Below are 18,452 nucleotides of genomic sequence, written 5' to 3'. Positions count from 1 at the left end.
TTATTCACTCCAAGTTGCGTTAAAGCGATATCCAAGTCCACGTACTGTTTCAATAGAGTTCTCAATGCCAAGCTCATTAAACTTTTTACGAAGACGCGTAATGTTTACGTTTAATGTATTTTCTTCAACGAAGCTCTCGTCATCCCAAAGCGCAGCTAATAAATCTTCACGGCTCGCTGTACGAGGGAATTTAGATAATAACATTTCAGCTAAAATAGCTTCTTTCTTCGTTAAAAGAACTTGTTCAGATCCGAAGTGAATTTCAGGACGTTCTGGGAATAGTTTTAAACCTTCTACTTCAACGATACGTTCAGAAATATTTGGTGCATAATCACCGTAAATACGACGTAATTGTCCTTTAATTTTCGCCATTACAACATCGTAGTGGAACGGTTTTGTAATGTAATCATCCGCACCGCTTTCAATTGCCATAATTTGTTCCATCTCACCAGCACGAGCTGAAATGAAAATAATTGGACAAGTAGATTCATGACGAATTTGACGGCACCAGTAGAAACCATCGAATTTCGGTAAGTTTACATCAAGTAAAACAAGATGTGGTTTCACAGCGTTAAACGATTCCATAATATCATCGAAATTCTCCGCTACCACAGCCTCATAACCGTACTTCTGAATGTGAGATTGCAGTAATGATGAAATATTTGGATCGTCTTCAACGATTAAAATTTTATACATATGTATATTCCTCCTCAAAAAAACAATTGTAGCTATAGTGTATCATGTGTTTCAAGTCTTTTCATTATGTTGAAAGATAAGCTAGTAAACAGTATAGGTTAAAAGTGAGAAAAGTAAAAAGGGCGCTGGATGAAATTGACAAATAACGGTAATCGGTTTAACATTTAGATAAATATCTAAATGTCTAATTATCGAAAGGAAGAAAGACATTGAATCAAGCATTCAAAGCATTAGCAGATCCAACAAGGCGAAAAATTTTAGACTTATTAAAAGAAGGTGATTTAACCGCTGGTGAAATCGCTGAACATTTCAATATGACAAAACCAAGTATTTCACACCACTTAAGCGCACTTAAAAATGCTGAACTTATTCAAGATGAAAAGAAAGGGCAATTTGTTGTGTACTCTTTAAACACAACTGTCTTTCAAGATTTATTAACTTGGGTGTTTACATTTACGAATAAGGGGGAAGAGGGGAAATGAAAAAACATCTTTTTGCAATCTTATTAATTGTTATAACTTGTTTAGCTTGGGCGTTTGCTTGGCCACATTTGCCGGATACAATTGCAACGCATTGGAGCGGAGGTAAGGTAGATGGATATTCTTCTAAATTTTACGGAATGATTTCTATGGTCGGAATTATGATTGCATTATATATATTTCTAAATGTGATACCAAAGATTGATCCAAGAAAAGCAAATTACGAGAAATTTTCTAAAGCCTTTATGATGATGAATAATGGTGTACTATTGCTACTATTTGTAGGAAATATAGATATTATTACAAGTGGATTAGGATACAATTTATTCATTAATCGCGTGCCGGAATTATTAGTGGGTATTTTATTTATAGTCATCGGAAACTATTTACCACAATGTAAACCAAATTATTTTGTAGGTATAAAAACGCCGTGGACGTTAAGTAGCGAAGAAGTATGGAGAAAGACACACCGTTTTAGCGGAAAGGTGTTTGTTGCATTGGGGATCATTATGATTTTAAGTGTTTTTGCACCAGTAACGTGGAAATCTTTCGTAATGGTTGGAATTATTATTGGTGCAGTAGGATTAACGATGGGATATTCATATATTGCTTATAAAAAAGAAATAGGGGCCTAATAAAAAATTATGGGGGAGAGAGGATGAAAAGACACGTATTACCATGGAGTTTAATTATTGGCATTGCAATTGGATGGTATATTGTATGGCCATATTTACCAGAACAAATTCCACGCCATTATAATGCAGCAGGAGTAGTAGATGGATATTTTTCTAAAATAGAAGCAAGTTCATTCTCGATAGGTAGTATGGTAGTGCTCTATATGATATGGCTAGTTTTTGGATTCATAAAAGATAAGTCTACACAGCAATCCAAAGTTCTTTCAGCGATTAATTATGCCATTCTCTTTATCGGATTTGGATGTAACATATTTGCACTATTAGCAGCGTCTAATTATATTGCATCGGGCTCAATTGCATTTAATTTTGGATTTGGAACATTGTTTCTTGTACTAGGTAATTACATGCAACAAACGAAGCCGAACGGGTTAGTAGGCATTCGAATGGACTGGACATTAGAAAATCCTGTAGTTTGGAGAAAAACACATAGATTTGCTTCGAGGGTATTTGTAATAGGTTCACTTTGTATATATGCCGGGGCTTTGCTTCCAGATCCATTTAATATTTTTATGGGGATTGGAATCATATTAATATGTATTATCGTATCAACAATAAAGTCATATAGTATTTATAAAGAAGAGTTGAAAATGTAAATAAAGCTGCTTTTCCTTTTAGGGAAGAGCAGCTTTGTTTTTTTATCACTTCTTCAAAACCGGTATCCAAATTTCACTTTTAAAGTTTGGAGAAGATATGTGTTTCTGTTCATTCCACAATACTTCCGGTCCTTCCGCTAGTTCATAGTTCGAAGAAGGGAACCATTCAGAATAAATACGCCCCCATACATTTTGTAGTGCATCAGGAAATGGACCGACAGCTTCGAATATAGCCCATGTTGAAGCTGCGACTTCGAGTTGTTTAAACTGCTCTGGACAATCCTTTGTTGTGGCTACTCCAATATAGTGATCAAGTTCTCCTTTTTCCGCCATTCTTCCTTCAGAAAAATTAGTAGAAGCACTAATAATTCCAGTAGGTGCAATGTTTGAAAGGGACTTTAATGTTTGAATAGACTCTGGGTTTAAACTTTTCCACATAGAAGCAATTTCTTCATTTACACCGTTAAAAACGATTGGGACTCGTTTTGTAATACCTATAATTCGAAATGGCTCTTTTTCTTCAATTCGATAGTTCATTTCATTTCCTCCTTGAATAGATAATTGGAAGGTCATTGGTGAATAAGCCTTCAAAGAATGGCTACTATTTCGGGCCTCTGAAGGTGTTATACCGTGCAAGTTTTGAAATGCACGAGTGAATGAATCTGGCGAGTTGTATCCATATTTTATAGCGATATCAATGACTTTTACATTGTTGTTTTTTAGTTCAAAGGCAGCGAGGGTAAGACGTCTACAGCGAATATATTCTGATAGTGATATGCCAGCTAAAAAAGAAAACATTCTCTTGAAATGATATTCGGAGCAGTAAGCTATTTTTGCGACTTCTTTAAAATTAATTTCATGTGTAAGGTTGTTTTCGATATACTGCATTGCAGCATTCATATTTTTAAGTGAATCCATATTATGACCTCCTCTGTACATAGAATAGCAGGAACGAAATAGCTCCATCCGACATTTCGTGCACAACTTTGTAGGTGCATTTTTTACCTTACAAAATTGTAATGTTCCTGTAAGGAGAATGAATGGATGGTATGATATCCCAATGTTATAGTAACAAAGTACTTTAATTCATTACGTTAACTTTTTGATTTCTTTACTTATGTGCCTTACATAACTGTCATGTTTGTGTAAGAAACATCGATAGTGGCAAGAGTAGAGAGTGTATATAGTTGAAAATAGAGAATAGAAGAAATGAGGGATGTCGAGATGAAAACAGTATTAGAAGCAAAAAATATTGAAAAAGTATATGACACGGGTGGTAATAAATTTGCAGCGTTAAAAGGTATTAACTTACAAGTAAAAGAAGGTGAGTTCGTTGGAATTATGGGACCTTCTGGTTCTGGTAAGACAACTTTACTAAATGTTCTTTCTACAATTGATAATGCGACGAACGGTGAAATTTTAATTGATGGAAAAGATATTGTGAAAATGAATGATGATAAGTTAGCGTTATTCCGCCGCGATCATTTAGGTTTCATTTTCCAAGATTATAACTTATTAGATACGTTAACAGTGAAAGAGAATATCGCTTTACCACTTGCGTTATCAAAGGTGAAAGCGAGTGAGATTGATCGCCGCGTTCTTGAAATCTCAAAGAAATTCGGTATTGATCATATTTTAAGTCAGTTCCCATATCAAGTATCTGGTGGGCAGAAGCAGCGCTGTGCAGCATCGCGTGCAATTGTTACGAATCCAAGTATGATTTTCGGAGACGAGCCAACTGGAGCACTTGATTCTAAATCTGCAACAGATTTACTTGAAAGTATGAAGTCGTTAAATGAATATGATAACTCAACAATTTTAATGGTAACGCACGATGCATTTGCAGCAAGTTATTGTAAACGAGTTATTTTCATTAAAGATGGTGAACTATATAAAGAATTGCACCGTGGTGAATCAACGCGTAAACAGTTCTTCCAAAAAGTCGTTGACGTAATGTCTTCTATTTCTGGAGGTATGGCTGATGACCTTATCTAGCATTGCCCTCCGCAACATACAGCGGAACTTTAAAGACTACTTTGTATATTTCGCATCTATGATTTTTAGTATTGTTATTTATTTTACATTTAAAGCACTGCAATATAATTCACAAATGGAAAAAGCAGCAGAAGCTTCAAAAAAAATTAGCGGAGCGTTCCAAGTTTCCAGTGTGATGCTTATCATTTTCGTAGCAGTGTTCATTATATATTCGAACGGATTCTTTACACGTAAACGTAAAAAAGAAGTTGGCTTATATTCGTTATTAGGTATTCGTAAAAGACAAATTGGTAAAATGCTCTTTTATGAAAATATGTTAATGGGATTAATGTCATTAGTAATCGGGATTGCGATCGGTAGTGTCCTTTCGAAATTATTCCTTGAGTTATTAGTAAATATGATGGGATTAAATTTAAACGTTCATTTTGAAGTACCGATGGCTGCCATTATTGATACAGCAATTATTTTCTTTGTGATTATTTTATATACATCACTTCAAGGATATCGTTTAATTTATCGCTTTAAGTTAATTGAACTTTTCCGTGCAGAACGTGAAGGAGAAGCAATGCCAAAAGGATCTGTCATCATGGCATTAATTTCAGTTTTCTTAATCGGTTCAGGTTATTTTTTAGCGCTAATGTACATGAAAGCAGTTATGTATGCAGACTTTATGGTCGTTGCATTATATATTTTATTAGCGACAGTAGCAGGGACTTATTTACTGTTCATGTTCTTCACAGTATTTGTATTGAAACGTGCAAGAAATAATAAGTCAGCATTTTATAATGGTATGAATATGGTAACGACATCGCAGTTACTATATCGTATTAAAGGAAATGCGAAATCATTAGCGACAATCGCTATTTTAAGTGCAGTTACATTAACAGCGGTTGGTACGTCAGTTACGATGTATTACAACACATTTACGCAATCAAAAGTTGCTGCGCCGTATAGTTATTCCTATGAGAAAAAAGATGCAGCATTAGATAAAAAAGTAAATGAAATACTTGCTGGAGAGAAGAATAATCACCCAGTCACATATGAATCAGAAGTTGAAATGATTCCTGTGAAAGGAACATTTAAAGGTGAAAGAGCTGATCAAGTTCTGAACACACACTATAATGTTACGAATCAGTACCAGCTTATTTCTCAATCAAGCTTTAATAAACATGTGAAACATTTAGATGTAGAACCTGTAAATTTAAGTGCGAATGAAGCTTTCGTATATGATAGCTTATATATTGAGAAACTTGATTTTGGTCCTCTTTATACAGGAAATACAGCTGTATTCCCTGTTGGAAATGAGTCAAAAGAATTAAAAATTAAAGGTGTAAATAATAGAAGCCTTACAAATTTAAATGAACTATTTGTAATCGTTCCTGATAAAACATATGAGCAAGTGAAACAAGTAAACGAAACGCGTACTGTAAAAAATATTGATGTAAAAGGTGAGCGAAATAGTAAAGAGTTAACAGCAAAATTAGCAAGCATTATGCCAGCTGGAGAATCAGAAGTTTTAAAACCATTTAACGATTTCTATACAGGATTCCAAATGGGGCTTGAAACGACAGGCTTAATGATGTTTATTGGGTTATTCTTAGGATTAGTATTCCTATTAGCAACAGGCTCAATTATTTACTTTAAACAATTAACAGAAGCAAGTGCTGACCGTGATCGTTACATTGTCCTTCATAAAGTTGGTGTAACGAAGCAAGAAATGAAGAAAGCTATCGCAAAACAAGTGAGCTTTATCTTCGCTATTCCGTTAGTAATCGGTATTTTACACAGCTTATTTGCACTAAAAGGTTTATCAAATATATTACCATTTGAAATTATGATTCCGCTTCTCATTAGTATTGGAGTATACGGTGTCATCTATATTGGATATTACTTCTTAACGGTTCGTTCTTATTATAAGATCGTGAGTGCGAAGTAATAAGGGACAGCTATCGCTAGAGACGATAGCTGTTTTTTTATTCTTCATAAAATCTTAAGAAATCTCCTCAATTTTTGTTAAGAAATAATAGTTATACTTAGAAACAAGTTAGAAACTATTGAACGAATGAGGAGAGGTTTATATGCAACTCATAACATTCTTACATGAATTTATTAAACATCCGAAACATACTGGTGCAATTGCGCCAAGTTCAAAAATATTAGCAAAGAAAATGGTAGATGTAATTGATTTTAATAAAGCGAAATGCATTGTAGAGTTAGGTCCTGGTACAGGAGTCTTTACGAAAGAAATTATGAAGAGAAAGAAGAAGGAAACAATATTTCTTCTTATTGAAATTAATGAAGTGTTTTGCAAGGAGCTAAAGAGAAAATTTAAAGATGAGCAGAACGTCATTGTTGTACACGGTTCAGCCGAAAATATAAAAAAGTATATAGAAGATCTCAATATAGAATGCGTGGATTACGTTTTATCGGGATTACCTTTTACCTCTTTACCAGAAGAAGTTTCAAAGCGTATTTTAAACAATGTAATGGAAGGGATACATGAGAATGGTGAATTTATTACATTTCAATATTCACTTGTGAAAAAAGGATTTATACAGCACTTCTTTCCAGAAATTACGCTAGAGAAAGTGTGGCTCAATTTCCCACCAGCGTACATCTTTAGCTGTAAAAAAGAGCTAAGGAGAGCATATGCATAATGGAATTACATGAATTATTATCTTATATTGAACAATACGGTTATTGGGCATTATTTTTCTGTTTATGGTTAGGTATTATCGGTATGCCAATTCCAGACGAAATGATTGTTATGAGTGGTGGTTTCGTATCTTCAGTAGGTATATTAAGTGTTGTTCCTTCATTTGTATTAACATATTTAGGTGTTGTATCAGGGCTTTCTTTAGGATATATATTAGGGAAGGTATTTGGCACGAAGGTACTCCATAAATTGATGAAAAAGAAAAAAGCGAAGTATTTAATAAAATCACAAGAAATGGTTGATAAATACGGAAAGTACGCGTTAGTGACAAGCTATTTCATACCAGTTGTAAGACATATCGTGCCGTATTTAGTTGGAATGAATAATATGTCATTTAAGACGTATGCTTTGTATTCTTATACGACAGGATTTGTTTGGACACTCGTTTATTTCGTACTAGGTTCTTTATTTGGACAACATATTGAAAGAATTGTAGCAGTTGCGATAGAGTATGGTTTGTATTTTGGCGGAAGTATTGCATTGATTGTGAGTGTGTTTTATTTATACAGACAAAAAAGAAATACAGTGATGAGTAAATAAAGGAGGCGGCAGCCTCCTTTTATTATTAATATGGCTTTATTTATCGAAGTGCTGATGCAAAGCCCTGTTACATTAAGAAAAAGTTAAGAAACCGCACGAGTTTTTATTAAGAAATGCTCTCTATACTTAGAAAGGTCTTATAGAAAAACATAATGAAAGGCGGAATATAGATGAAAAGATTTATTTTAGGATCATTACTTGTCATCATAGCAGGAGCGGCATATTTGTTAAATGGGAGTGCTACAGTAGATTCCATGAATCCGTTTCTTAAATTAGAATATCGTTATGCGGTAATTGATAACGATGGAAAAGATTTAGGTGGAAATAAAGGCCGTGCATACACAGTGAACACATATGATAAGGATGGAAACAAAAAAGAGATAACAATTGATGGAGTGGATACATTGCAAAAAGGTTCCTACTGGCATGTAATTACGAGAGGAAAGTCTGTGCACGATAAGGTACAAATAGAAGAAGAAATAATTCCTGATGGCGCGAAGGTGAAGTTAGGATTGTAAGTATAAACCCGGTTCTAGATGAGAGAATCGGGTTTGTTATTTTATGGTAAAATGATAAAGGGGGAGGGCGAGAGGTATGCTACTCATTGTTAGCCTTATATTAATTGGGATTATGTGCAGTATGAGAATAGTATCCTTACATATGATAGAGCGACAAATGATAGAAGAGCGATATGTATATTGCCCAAAATGTGATGCGAAAATTAGAAAAGGGAATTCGACTCCTTTTTGTTCGAAATGTAATTTAATATTTTAACTATATTAAATCCAAAATCAATTCTTATGATTTTGGATTTTTCTTTTTAAGAAAATATTAAGAAACCCCGTTACTATTTGTTAAGAAAATGTATCTATACTGAATTCTGTTGCTTAAAGAGAACATCAAGAATAATAGCAGGAGGTACAGATAGATGAAAACAATGTTAGAGGCGAAAGGGATTTCGAAAATATATGATACGGGCGGTAATAAGTTTGAAGCGTTGAAGGATATTCATTTACAGGTGAAGGAGGGAGAGTTTGTTGGCATTATGGGGCCGTCTGGTTCTGGTAAGACGACACTTTTGAATGTCCTTTCTACTATTGATACAGCTTCGAAGGGTGAGATTTTAATTGATGGAAAAGATATTGTGAAGATGAATGATGATGAATTGGCGTTATTCCGACGTAATCATTTAGGGTTTATTTTTCAAGATTATAACTTATTAGATACGTTAACAGTACGAGAAAATATCGCTTTGCCGCTCGCTTTATCAAAAGTGAAGGCGAAAGAAGTAGAAGCTCGCGTTGAGGAGATTGCGAAGAAATTTGGAATAAGTCATATTTTAAATCAATATCCGTATGAAGCGTCAGGTGGGCAAAAACAACGATGTGCAGCATCAAGAGCGATTGTAACAAATCCAAGTATGATTTTTGGAGATGAGCCAACGGGTGCGCTTGATTCGAAGTCAGCGACAGATTTATTAGAAAGTATGAAGACATTAAATGAAAAAGATCGTGTAACGATTTTAATGGTAACGCATGATGCATTTGCAGCAAGTTATTGTAAACGAGTTGTATTTATTAAAGACGGAAAGTTGTATAAAGAATTATATCGCAAAGAGATGCCACGTAAACAGTTCTTCCAACAAATTATTGATATGATGTCTTCAATCTCTGGAGGTGCTACAAATGAGCTTATCTAGCGTCGCGCTTCGGAATATAAAACGGAATTTTAAAGATTATTTTATATACTTTGCTTCCATGATTTTTAGCATCGTTATTTATTTTACGTTTAAGGCGTTGCAATACAATTCACAAATAAGTGAAGCTGGAGATAACATTGGACGAGGATTCCAGCTTGCGAGTGTAATGCTTATTATTTTCGTTGCAATATTTATTATATATTCGAATGGTTTCTTTACACGAAAGCGTAAGAAAGAAATAGGTCTTTATTCTTTACTTGGTATTCGAAAAAAAGAAATAGGTAAGATGCTTTTTTATGAAAATATGTTAATGGGTTTAATATCGTTAGTAATCGGAATTATAATTGGTAGTTTACTTTCAAAAGGATTCCTAAAGCTACTTTTAAATATGTTAGAGCTACATGTAAATGTTCATTTTGAAGTGCCAATTGGAGCGATTATAGATACAGCGGTTATTTTTTGTTTCATTATTTTATATACATCATTTAAAGGATACCGCGTTATTTATCAATTTAAGTTAATCGAGCTATTCCGTGCAGATAACGAAGGCGAAGTAATGCCGAAGGGTTCAAAAATAATGGCTATCATTTCTTTATTATTAATTGGCTCGGGTTATTTCTTGTCAGTAACGGCTATTAAAAATGCAGGCAGCGATAACTTTATGCCACTTGCACTTTACATTGTAGTAGCGACAGTACTTGGAACGTATTTATTATTTATGTTCTTTACTGTTTTTGTATTAAAGAGAGTGCGAAATAAAAAATCTTCATTCTATAACGGAATGAAAATGGTTACGACATCTCAGTTACTATACCGCATTAAAGGAAATGCAAAATCGCTAGCAACAATTGCAGTATTAAGCGCAGTAACGTTAACGGCAGTTGGAACGTCTGTTACGATGTATTACAACACATATATGCAGGCGAAGAAATATCATCCAGTTAGTTATTCATATGAAAAGAAAGATATGGGATTAGATCGTAAAGTGAATGAGATTTTAAAAGAAGAAAAGAATGAAATCATTCATCAATATGAGTTAGAGACGGTAAAAGTAGTAGGCGAATACGGTGATAATATTTCAAATAAAGATAGTTTACATGCAAGAACAACTGAAATTATCGCAAAGTCATCATTTAATAAAATTGCAAAGTATTTAAATGAAGAAACTGTAGATTTAAAGAAGAACGAATTGTATGCATTTGATGGCATATATAGCGAAGGGAACAGAGATAGTGGTGTATATAAAGGAAAAAAAGCTATGTTCCCTATTGGAGAAGTAGCACCAGTACAAGTGAAAGAAGTACAAGCGCGAAATATTACAAACCTATATGAACTTCTAGTTGTCGTTCCAGACGAAGTATATGAGCAGGCGAAGAAGACAATTGGTTCTCATACTGTGAAAAATATTGATGTAAAAGACGAAAGAAACAGTAAAGTGTTAACGGAGAAATTAAAGAAAGTGATACCGGAAGAAGATGCAGAAGGAAGAGGGCAATTCAGTGACTTCTATACAATATTCCGCAGCGGTATTGAAACGTCAGGGTTAATGATGTTTAGTGGTATATTCTTAGGACTTGTATTTTTACTTGCAACAGGCTCTATTATTTATTTCAAACAATTAACAGAAGCACATGCAGATCGTGAGCGTTACATCGTTCTTCGAAAACTCGGTGTCACGAAAAAAGAAATGAAAAAAGCAATCGCAAAACAAATGAGATTTATCTTCTTCATTCCTTTAGTAGTTGGTATATTACACACTTTATTTGCGCTAAAAGGATTAGCGACAGTACTTCCGTATGAAATTGCAGTTCCGTTACTAATTAGTATCGGTGTGTATAGTGTTATTTATATTGGTTATTATTTGTTGACGGTTCGTTCTTATTTTGGGATTGTTAGTAAATGAAAATAGTAATAAGGTCTTTCGTTTTTATTAGTTAAAATTAGGTGTGCATAACTAGGGTTTGATAAGGGGAATTTGAAAGAGAAGAGAGATGGCAAAACCATCTCTCTTCTCTTTCAATGTTCTACGCTATTATCTATTTTCTTTCGATTCACATATAGGAAATACATCTTGTAGATAAGGAGAAAGATAATCCTTTATTTTAATAATTAAAGTGGAGAAAAGTAGGAATTAGAGCTTTTGTAATAAACGCTCGCTACTATTCATATCATTTTTGCATAATGGACATTTTGGTTCTTCTTCTAATGAAAAATTTTTACGCATCCATCCAAGGCAGTCTTCTGCCGTGCATTCCCATACAGCTATTGCTTCGGGATCTTCTACAGGCTTATCATTTTTTCTCCAATACATGTGATCGCTCCTCTAAAGTGAAAAGTTTTTTAAAAAAATAAAAAGGTTGTTAACGTTTTTTGTTAACAACCTTTTACTTATTAATTATACTGCATTTTTCGCAAAAATACGAAGTTTAGTAATTATTAAAGTATAATGAAGTGTTGATTATACAACCGCAGGATTATAAATCATCGTAAAGTGTCCTGTTAATAATTCAATGTGACAAGGTGTATGAAGCGAACTTTCTCCATCTGTATCTACTTCTTTTTCTTCTTTCGTTTCAATATGAATGGATTTCGCTTTTACGTGGAAGATGTCATTTTCATTTGAATCCTCGAATAGTTTCTTTCCGATGTAATCTTTAAATGCTTGAATACCTGTTGATTTGACTACGAAAATATCAAGTGTTCCGTCATCACATTTAACGTTCGGAATAAAGGATGGAATACCACCAAGATATTCACCATTTCCAACCATGACAAGGACAGCTTCGTCTTCATATACTTGTCCGTCATAAGTAATTTTTACCGGGAATGTTTCAGCATTTTTTACAGTTCGAATTGTACTTAAATAGTAACCGATTTTACCAAGCTTTGCTTTTTCTTCTGCATCGATATTGTTTGATACTTCAGATACGAGTCCAATGCCCCAGAAGTTTAAGAAATGTTGTTCATTTGCTTTTGCAACGTCAACTGGTTTTACGTGTTCCTTTGTGATAAGTTTTGCTGCTTCTGCAATGTTTTGCGGAACACCAAGTGTGCGAGAGAAGTCATTGCAAGTTCCACCTGGAATGATTGCAAGTGTAGGTCTAGTTTCGAGAGGTGCTAAGCCATTTGTGCATTCAAATACTGTTCCATCACCACCAAAGACGATAATTAAATCTACTTTACTAGCAAACTCTTGGCAATATTTTGTTGCATCACCTTGTTTTTTCGTATGAAGGATATGTAGATCAGGAAAAGCTGCGGCAAGAGGTGGTACGATTTTTGTTAAATTTGTATGTAAGTCACCTTGACCAGCTTTCGGATTTACGATGAGGAGTACTTTTTCAAATTTTGTCTTTGTCATATTTCATCTCTCCCTGTAGTTTGTAATGGAAAGAAAGGAGCTGTTCCCATGTATTTTAGAACAGCTTCTCCCTATTAATTGGATGCTAACATTGTCAGTTATTGTCGGTAAGTCGATATATTTAAAAAATCGCCGATATACATTTTATGTACTATCAATTTTTTAAGTTATACGATTACTCCGTTACAACTGAAGCGATAAATGGTAAGTTACGATATTTCTCAGCACAGTCGATACCGTAGCCAACGATAAATTCGTCTGGAATTTGGAAGCCAACATACTCAGCTGTTAAGTCTACTTTACGGCGTTCTGGCTTATCAAGTAATGTACAGAACTTGAGTGCCTTTGGTTTATGCATAAAGAAGTGGTCTTTTAGGAAATGAAGTGTTAAACCAGAATCGATAATATCTTCTACAACAATTACGTTTTTCCCAGTAATGTTTACGTCGATATCTTTTAGTAGTTTCACTTTTCCTGTTGTTTCTGTTTGATTTCCGTAGCTAGATGCAGAAATAAAGTCAATTGTTACATCATTTTTGATGTGACGAATTAAATCAGCAGCAAATACGAATGAACCTTTTAATACTGCGATAACTACGATTTCTTCTCCTTCAAAGTCACGTTCGATTTGAAGTGCTAATTCTTTAACTTTTGCTTGTAATTGTTCTTCAGAAATTAAAGTGTCTTTTATTTCAATATTCATTGTAATCCTCCTACAGTGTAAAACTTGCGAACATTTCGACTGTAAAGGATAGAATAGAAAAAGTCAAAGGAGATAGTAATTTTTTACAAATATAACGACAAAATCATCTGATGATATGATATACTAAGTATATTAAGAAAACGCTTCCATAAAGGGTGAATATGATGAAGAAGAAACAGTACACAAGTGTAACATTTATAAAAGCATTACTTTTAACAATTGTTCTTGGCCTGTTGGCTTACGTAATTGATGTACCTGCGATTCGTATTTCATTAATTGGAATGACTTTAGTGTTAGGAGCAATTTCGCACGGTATGATGTCGCAGCTAAAAGAAGCTGGACTTGATGATATGAGAGATCATATAGATAAAAAGTAAGAAACCTTCATTATATAGAGTGAAGGTTTTTTTGTTTCTTACAAAAATGTAAGGTAGTTGTAAGGCAAATCGATAGTTGCATAATAGCATTTTGGATAAACTATGGGTGTAAGGTAAAAGGCAAGCATATTTTAGGTAAATTAAGTTTTAGGCACTCTATATGTGAAAAAGGAGTAGGAGGGCATGGAGAAACGTTGGACGACCTTTTCTTTTTTAGCGACTAGTAACACCGTAATGCTAGATGGAAAAATGGATTTTTTGCACTTGTTTGATCGTGAAGATGATCATTCTTCTTCTAAATTTACAATGAAATGGAATAAATGGAGCGAAAGTTGTAGGTTTGAAGAAGAGGCCCCTAACGAAGAGCAAAAGATTATTTTAACAAACCCTATTAAAGCGTGGGTTGTTCAACGTCGTAAGTGTAACGTCAAAAATCACTTCAAGAAAACTGAGCCGAGACAATTAGTTATCGCTCCGGCCCGTTCTACTTCCAAATCACGCGAAAGTAACATGTAAATAATTGAGACACACACCCGAAAAAACATCGTACATATTGCGATGTTTTTTTCTTTTTCTACAATGAAATCTTTAAATGAAATATATTTCATCTGCATCTTATATTTATATCTCTTGCTTATTCTAGTAATACATCCGATGCGAGTTGATGTGAATAAAATATAAGGAGAGAATGAAAATGAAAAAGAGACTATTACCAATTTGTGCAATGGCACTTTTAACAGTAGGATATTCTTCAGTAGCGAGTGCGGATACTGGAACAGTAACAAAGGAAGAAGCGCAAGTGCAACAAGATAAAGCTAAAAAAGAAGAAGCAATTAAGGAACAGCAAAAAAGTGAAATAGAGAAAAAGCAAGCGGCACAAGTACAAGAAAAAAATGATATGGCTAAAAAAGAGGAAACAATAAAAACTGAGAAAAAAAGTGAAGAAGAGAAAAAGAAAATAGCGCAAGAACAGTTAAAAAACGATATGGCCAAAAAAGAAGCAGCGATAAAAGCCGAGCAAAAGAATGAAGTAGCAAAGCCAGTTGTACAAGGTGAAAAATTACCAAATACAGCATCAAATAATGTAGCAATGATGGGATTAAGTGCATGTCTTGTAGCGGTAGGTACATTATTTGGTTTGAATCGTCGCAATAAGATTAAAGCGTAAATAAAATATTTTCCTATAAAGAATGGGATAATTTCATATATTAAAAATGGTAGGTTACTCCTACCATTTTTGGCATGGAGGAATGAAGAATGAAGTTACTCAATTATATCGGTATCATATTGATGGCTATTGGGCTATTCATGGGATCCTATTACGCTGTGGAATGGTATAAAGGAAAAAGCTCTGCCGGGCAATTAACGGCAGAAGAAATAAAGAGCCTTAAAAATATACAAGATACTCAACTTTCTCATGAAACACCTGTAACTTCTCAAATACCATCTTCTAAAACAGAACATAAAGAAGGTGAAAAGGTAGCGATGTTAAACATACCGAAAATAAAGAAGAAGTTTTCTATATATTGGGGAGCGGATGATACGACTTTGAAAAAAGGAGTTGGTATGTTTGTTAGTGATTTAACGACAACCCCATCTGGAGGAGGACATACTGTACTGAGTGGACATCGAGATACTGTATTTACAGATTTAGGAGAGTTGAAAGAAAAGGATACTCTTGTTTTAGAGTATGATAATAAAACGTACACATATGAAATTCAAAAGACATGGATTACTCATGCGGATGATCGTACTGTTATTATAAAAAAAGAAGAACCGATATTAACACTGACAACTTGTTACCCATTTGATTATATAGGGGATGCACCAGATAGATATATTATCGAGGCGAAGTTAACTGGAAGTTATTCGAAGTGAAATTATAGTTTCTGAAAGCGGGAGGGGGATATAAGTTATGTCAAAAAACATTTTAATTGTTGAAGATGAAGACATATTACGTGAAATATTAAAAGATTATTTTTTAAGTGAGCAATATGTAGTGTTTGAAGCGAGGGACGGGAAAGAGGCTTTAGTTGTATTTGAAGAAGAAGAGGTTGATTTAGTTATTTTAGATATTATGTTGCCAGAACTCGATGGATGGTCTGTTTGCCGAAGAATTCGAAAGACGTCCGAGGTGCCTATTATTATGCTGACGGCGCGCGTAGATGAAGACGATACGTTACTTGGTTTTGAACTTGGGGCAAATGACTATGTGACGAAGCCATATAGTCCGCCAATTTTATTAGCAAGAGCGAAAAGGTTGTTAGAAAGCAGAAAAGTGACAAAGCAACTTTTAGAGAATGAAGATGATACATTATCAATCCACGATATTCACGTTCATTTTCCGTCGCGCACTGTTACGGTAAATCGAACTGATATTAATTTAACGCATACAGAATTTGAAATATTAGCGTATTTCATGAAAAATCAAGGAATCGTTTTAACGCGAGAGCAACTTATTTCAAGAATTTGGGGATATGAATTTGCTGGTGATGATCGAACGGTTAATAGTCATATTCGTAATTTAAGAAATAAATTAGGAGAGAAAGCAAAGTACATTACAACTGTAGTACGAACTGGTTATAAATTTGAGGGGAATATATGAGAAAAGGAATTGTACTAAAATTATTTACTCTTACAACAGCATTATGTATGTTGATTTTAGCGACGATATTTATTGGACAAACGATATTTTTTAAACAATATTATGCGAATCGAAAAGTGGAAGATATTAAAGTAAATTTAAATTCCTTTGAGAAGAATTATTTAAACTACACAGGAAACGTAGAAGGAATTCAGAAACTTGAGCAAGAATTTTTAAGAGAAAATAATACGTGGATTACGACATTAGATAAGAACGGGAATTTAAAACATGCAGATGATTTTTATTTTGAAGTAACGATAGATCGTAGGCAACAAAAGAGCTTTGGACAACAAATATTCAAAATTCCCTTAGGCAATCTCGTCAATATAGAGGAAATTGATAATAAATTATCAGAGCAGTTTTTAGGACAAGAAATTTATTTTTCTGGAGTGAGAAAAGAAGATAGTTTTATTCCATTCTCTTTTTCTTTATCTAAGCAGAATTTAAGCGGATCTAATAAACCGCTAGAAAAAGCATTTCAGGAGAAAATAAAATTAGATGAGGAGAAAAAGAGAGCGGCTGGGGAGCAACTTGCTAAGGAAAAGAAACCAGCTGTTCAGGAAGAAGCTGCTCAGGAATTAGGCGTTTACATAGGAGGACGTGTTACAAAAGTACAGTTACCAGATGTAAACGGTCCTGTGAATCTAATTTATAAAAATAGCATATTTTTAGATAATATTAAGGGTTTTCAAACCGATTTATTATTAAAAGAAAGCAATAAAATACGATATACAACACAAACAATGGATTATGAAAAGAATGATATAAAATATAAATTATTAATTAAACCAATAAAAGAAAAAGACGGATCAGTAACATATATTTATGCGATGGCTTCTTTACAGCCCGTAGATGAAGCTGTACAAATGGTGCAAGATTATTACATCTATATCATTGCATTTGTAGTCGTTCTTATTTTTTTAGCTTCGTTTTATTATTCAAAACAAATTGCAAAACCATTATTAAAAATAAATGATACGACGAAGAAAATAGCACAATTAGATTTTACAGAAAAAATACCGATTACTTCAAAAGATGAAATTGGAGATTTATCGAAAAATATTAATGTGCTATCAAATAAACTCCATTCGCATATTGGGCAGTTAGAAGAAGATATTGAAAAGGAAAGAAAGTTAGAAAAGACGCGAAAAGAATTCATTTCTGGTGTTTCACATGAATTAAAAACACCGCTAAGTATTATGAAAAGCTGTATTTCTATTTTAAAAGACGGGGTAGCTGAGCATAAAAAGGATTATTATTTTCAGGCGATGGAGAGAGAAGTAGACAAAATGGATACGTTAATTTTGGATATGCTTGAGTTAGCTAAATTTGAATCTGGTACATATAAAATGAAAAAGGATTCGTTTTATATTGATACAGTAATTGAAGACATATGTGAACATCTATCTGTGGAAATAGAGAAAAAAGAGCTTCGTGTTCATAAAAATATATGTTCATTTGAAGTGATTGCAAATCAAGGCCGGATTGAACAAGTCATCGTAAATTTCATTACGAATGCCATACGTTATACACCAAATAAAGAAGATATTATTATTTCTACAATAGATGAGAAGGATCGTATAAAAGTGTGCATTGAAAATAAAGGTACTCACATTGAAGAAGAACAATTAGATAAAATTTGGGATCGTTTTTATCGAGTGGATACAGCTCGTCAGCGTTCACAAGGTGGGACGGGGCTTGGGCTTGCCATTTCAAAGAATATTTTAGAACTACATGATACTGAATATGGAGTGAAAAATACAGAAGACGGTGTATTATTTTACTTTTACTTACCGAAAAAAGCGTAGATAATGCATGCTACGCTTTTTTTAATTTATTTTCATATTATCTTTACCTAATCTTTATTTTTAATCAGTATAATTTGTTTAGAATATGAGGTTATGTAAGGAGTCGATGAACCGTGCATAGCAATTGGCTAAGTATAATGGTATTT

22 protein-coding genes are annotated in these 18,452 nt (G+C 33.7%); 17 read left to right on the top strand and 5 right to left on the bottom strand.

The features are described 5' to 3' along the window. Positions 1-696 (bottom strand): response regulator transcription factor, encoded by a 696-nt coding sequence (locus MHH27_RS25120; RefSeq protein ID WP_000276738.1) that lies wholly within the window; start codon positions 694-696, stop codon positions 1-3. Positions 697-905: 209 nt separating this feature from the next. Between MHH27_RS25120 and MHH27_RS25115 the strand changes: the two genes are divergently transcribed. The 3 genes from MHH27_RS25115 to MHH27_RS25105 are packed head-to-tail and all read left to right on the top strand — an operon-like array spanning position 906 to position 2,463. Continuing rightward, entirely contained in the window at positions 906-1,178 is a 273-nt protein-coding gene (locus tag MHH27_RS25115) for an autorepressor SdpR family transcription factor (RefSeq protein WP_001070531.1), read from the top strand. Beyond that, complete coding sequence (locus tag MHH27_RS25110) at positions 1,175-1,810, top strand: SdpI family protein (RefSeq protein WP_090976789.1); 636 nt, start codon at positions 1,175-1,177, stop codon at positions 1,808-1,810. Before MHH27_RS25115 ends, MHH27_RS25110 begins: the two co-directional genes overlap by 4 nt. Before the next feature lie 23 nt (positions 1,811-1,833). Continuing rightward, positions 1,834-2,463 carry an SdpI family protein gene (locus tag MHH27_RS25105; RefSeq protein WP_090976792.1) on the top strand — a complete coding sequence of 210 codons (630 nt, stop codon included), beginning with the start codon at positions 1,834-1,836 and terminating at the stop codon, positions 2,461-2,463. A 45-nt stretch (positions 2,464-2,508) separates the two neighbouring features. On the opposite strand, the gene MHH27_RS25100 is transcribed toward MHH27_RS25105, so the two are convergent. Further along, positions 2,509-3,381, bottom strand: coding sequence for an AraC family transcriptional regulator (locus MHH27_RS25100; protein WP_090976794.1), 873 nt, complete (start codon positions 3,379-3,381; stop codon positions 2,509-2,511). Positions 3,382-3,687: 306 nt separating this feature from the next. On the opposite strand from MHH27_RS25100, the gene MHH27_RS25095 reads away from it, so the two are divergent. From MHH27_RS25095 to MHH27_RS25060, 8 genes are all read left to right on the top strand, one after another. Beyond that, complete coding sequence (locus MHH27_RS25095) at positions 3,688-4,458, top strand: ABC transporter ATP-binding protein (protein WP_000859656.1); 771 nt, start codon at positions 3,688-3,690, stop codon at positions 4,456-4,458. Further along, the gene (locus MHH27_RS25090) at positions 4,445-6,394 is read left to right on the top strand and encodes an ABC transporter permease (protein WP_000176150.1); all 1,950 of its coding nucleotides are present in this window, start codon (positions 4,445-4,447) and stop codon (positions 6,392-6,394) included. Before MHH27_RS25095 ends, MHH27_RS25090 begins: the two co-directional genes overlap by 14 nt. Positions 6,395-6,536: 142 nt before the next feature. Next, a complete protein-coding gene (locus MHH27_RS25085) occupies positions 6,537-7,115 on the top strand; it encodes a class I SAM-dependent methyltransferase (protein WP_001176052.1) in 579 nt (192 codons plus the stop codon). After that, a complete protein-coding gene (locus MHH27_RS25080; RefSeq protein WP_098250696.1) occupies positions 7,115-7,714 on the top strand; it encodes a DedA family protein in 600 nt (199 codons plus the stop codon). Before MHH27_RS25085 ends, MHH27_RS25080 begins: the two co-directional genes overlap by 1 nt. 170 nt (positions 7,715-7,884) lie before the next feature. Then, positions 7,885-8,232, top strand: a complete 348-nt coding sequence (locus tag MHH27_RS25075; RefSeq protein ID WP_088349406.1) for a YxeA family protein — start codon at positions 7,885-7,887, stop codon at positions 8,230-8,232. Between the two features lie 76 nt (positions 8,233-8,308). Further along, on the top strand, positions 8,309-8,488 hold the full coding sequence (locus MHH27_RS25070; protein ID WP_098250698.1) for a hypothetical protein: 180 nt from the start codon (positions 8,309-8,311) through the stop codon (positions 8,486-8,488). Between the two features lie 154 nt (positions 8,489-8,642). Continuing rightward, complete coding sequence (locus MHH27_RS25065; protein WP_098250699.1) at positions 8,643-9,413, top strand: ABC transporter ATP-binding protein; 771 nt, start codon at positions 8,643-8,645, stop codon at positions 9,411-9,413. Further along, entirely contained in the window at positions 9,400-11,316 is a 1,917-nt protein-coding gene (locus tag MHH27_RS25060) for an ABC transporter permease (protein WP_098250700.1), read from the top strand. The genes MHH27_RS25065 and MHH27_RS25060 overlap by 14 nt, the downstream gene beginning before the upstream one ends. Positions 11,317-11,544: 228 nt before the next feature. On the opposite strand, the gene MHH27_RS25055 is transcribed toward MHH27_RS25060, so the two are convergent. The 3 genes from MHH27_RS25055 to hpt all read right to left on the bottom strand — a co-directional run bounded on the left by MHH27_RS25055 (position 11,545) and on the right by hpt (position 13,477). After that, entirely contained in the window at positions 11,545-11,724 is a 180-nt protein-coding gene (locus MHH27_RS25055) for a cold-inducible protein YdjO-related protein (RefSeq protein ID WP_000289925.1), read from the bottom strand. 147 nt (positions 11,725-11,871) lie between these two features. Further along, entirely contained in the window at positions 11,872-12,774 is a 903-nt protein-coding gene (locus MHH27_RS25050; RefSeq protein WP_098236117.1) for a diacylglycerol/lipid kinase family protein, read from the bottom strand. Between the two features lie 175 nt (positions 12,775-12,949). Then, complete coding sequence (gene hpt, locus MHH27_RS25045; protein ID WP_001019295.1) at positions 12,950-13,477, bottom strand: hypoxanthine phosphoribosyltransferase; 528 nt, start codon at positions 13,475-13,477, stop codon at positions 12,950-12,952. Positions 13,478-13,638: 161 nt separating this feature from the next. Between hpt and MHH27_RS25040 the strand changes: the two genes are divergently transcribed. From MHH27_RS25040 to MHH27_RS25015, 6 genes are all read left to right on the top strand, one after another. Then, positions 13,639-13,854, top strand: a complete 216-nt coding sequence (locus tag MHH27_RS25040) for a hypothetical protein (protein ID WP_002001286.1) — start codon at positions 13,639-13,641, stop codon at positions 13,852-13,854. 183 nt (positions 13,855-14,037) lie between these two features. Beyond that, positions 14,038-14,370, top strand: a complete 333-nt coding sequence (locus tag MHH27_RS25035) for a hypothetical protein (RefSeq protein ID WP_000415613.1) — start codon at positions 14,038-14,040, stop codon at positions 14,368-14,370. Between the two features lie 178 nt (positions 14,371-14,548). Then, on the top strand, positions 14,549-15,022 hold the full coding sequence (locus MHH27_RS25030) for an LPXTG cell wall anchor domain-containing protein (protein WP_098236118.1): 474 nt from the start codon (positions 14,549-14,551) through the stop codon (positions 15,020-15,022). 89 nt (positions 15,023-15,111) lie between these two features. Further along, positions 15,112-15,732, top strand: a complete 621-nt coding sequence (locus tag MHH27_RS25025; RefSeq protein WP_340944475.1) for a class D sortase — start codon at positions 15,112-15,114, stop codon at positions 15,730-15,732. A gap of 37 nt (positions 15,733-15,769) precedes the next feature. Continuing rightward, positions 15,770-16,459 carry a response regulator transcription factor gene (locus MHH27_RS25020; RefSeq protein WP_000041862.1) on the top strand — a complete coding sequence of 230 codons (690 nt, stop codon included), beginning with the start codon at positions 15,770-15,772 and terminating at the stop codon, positions 16,457-16,459. Next, on the top strand, positions 16,456-18,306 hold the full coding sequence (locus tag MHH27_RS25015) for a sensor histidine kinase (protein WP_340944472.1): 1,851 nt from the start codon (positions 16,456-16,458) through the stop codon (positions 18,304-18,306). The genes MHH27_RS25020 and MHH27_RS25015 overlap by 4 nt, the downstream gene beginning before the upstream one ends. Positions 18,307-18,452 lie beyond the last annotated feature (146 nt).

Source organism: Bacillus sp. FSL L8-0152 (assembly GCF_038006365.1).
In the GTDB taxonomy this organism is placed as follows: Bacteria; Bacillota; Bacilli; order Bacillales; family Bacillaceae_G; genus Bacillus_A; species Bacillus_A cereus.
This window is presented reverse-complemented; position numbering and strand designations above follow the sequence as displayed.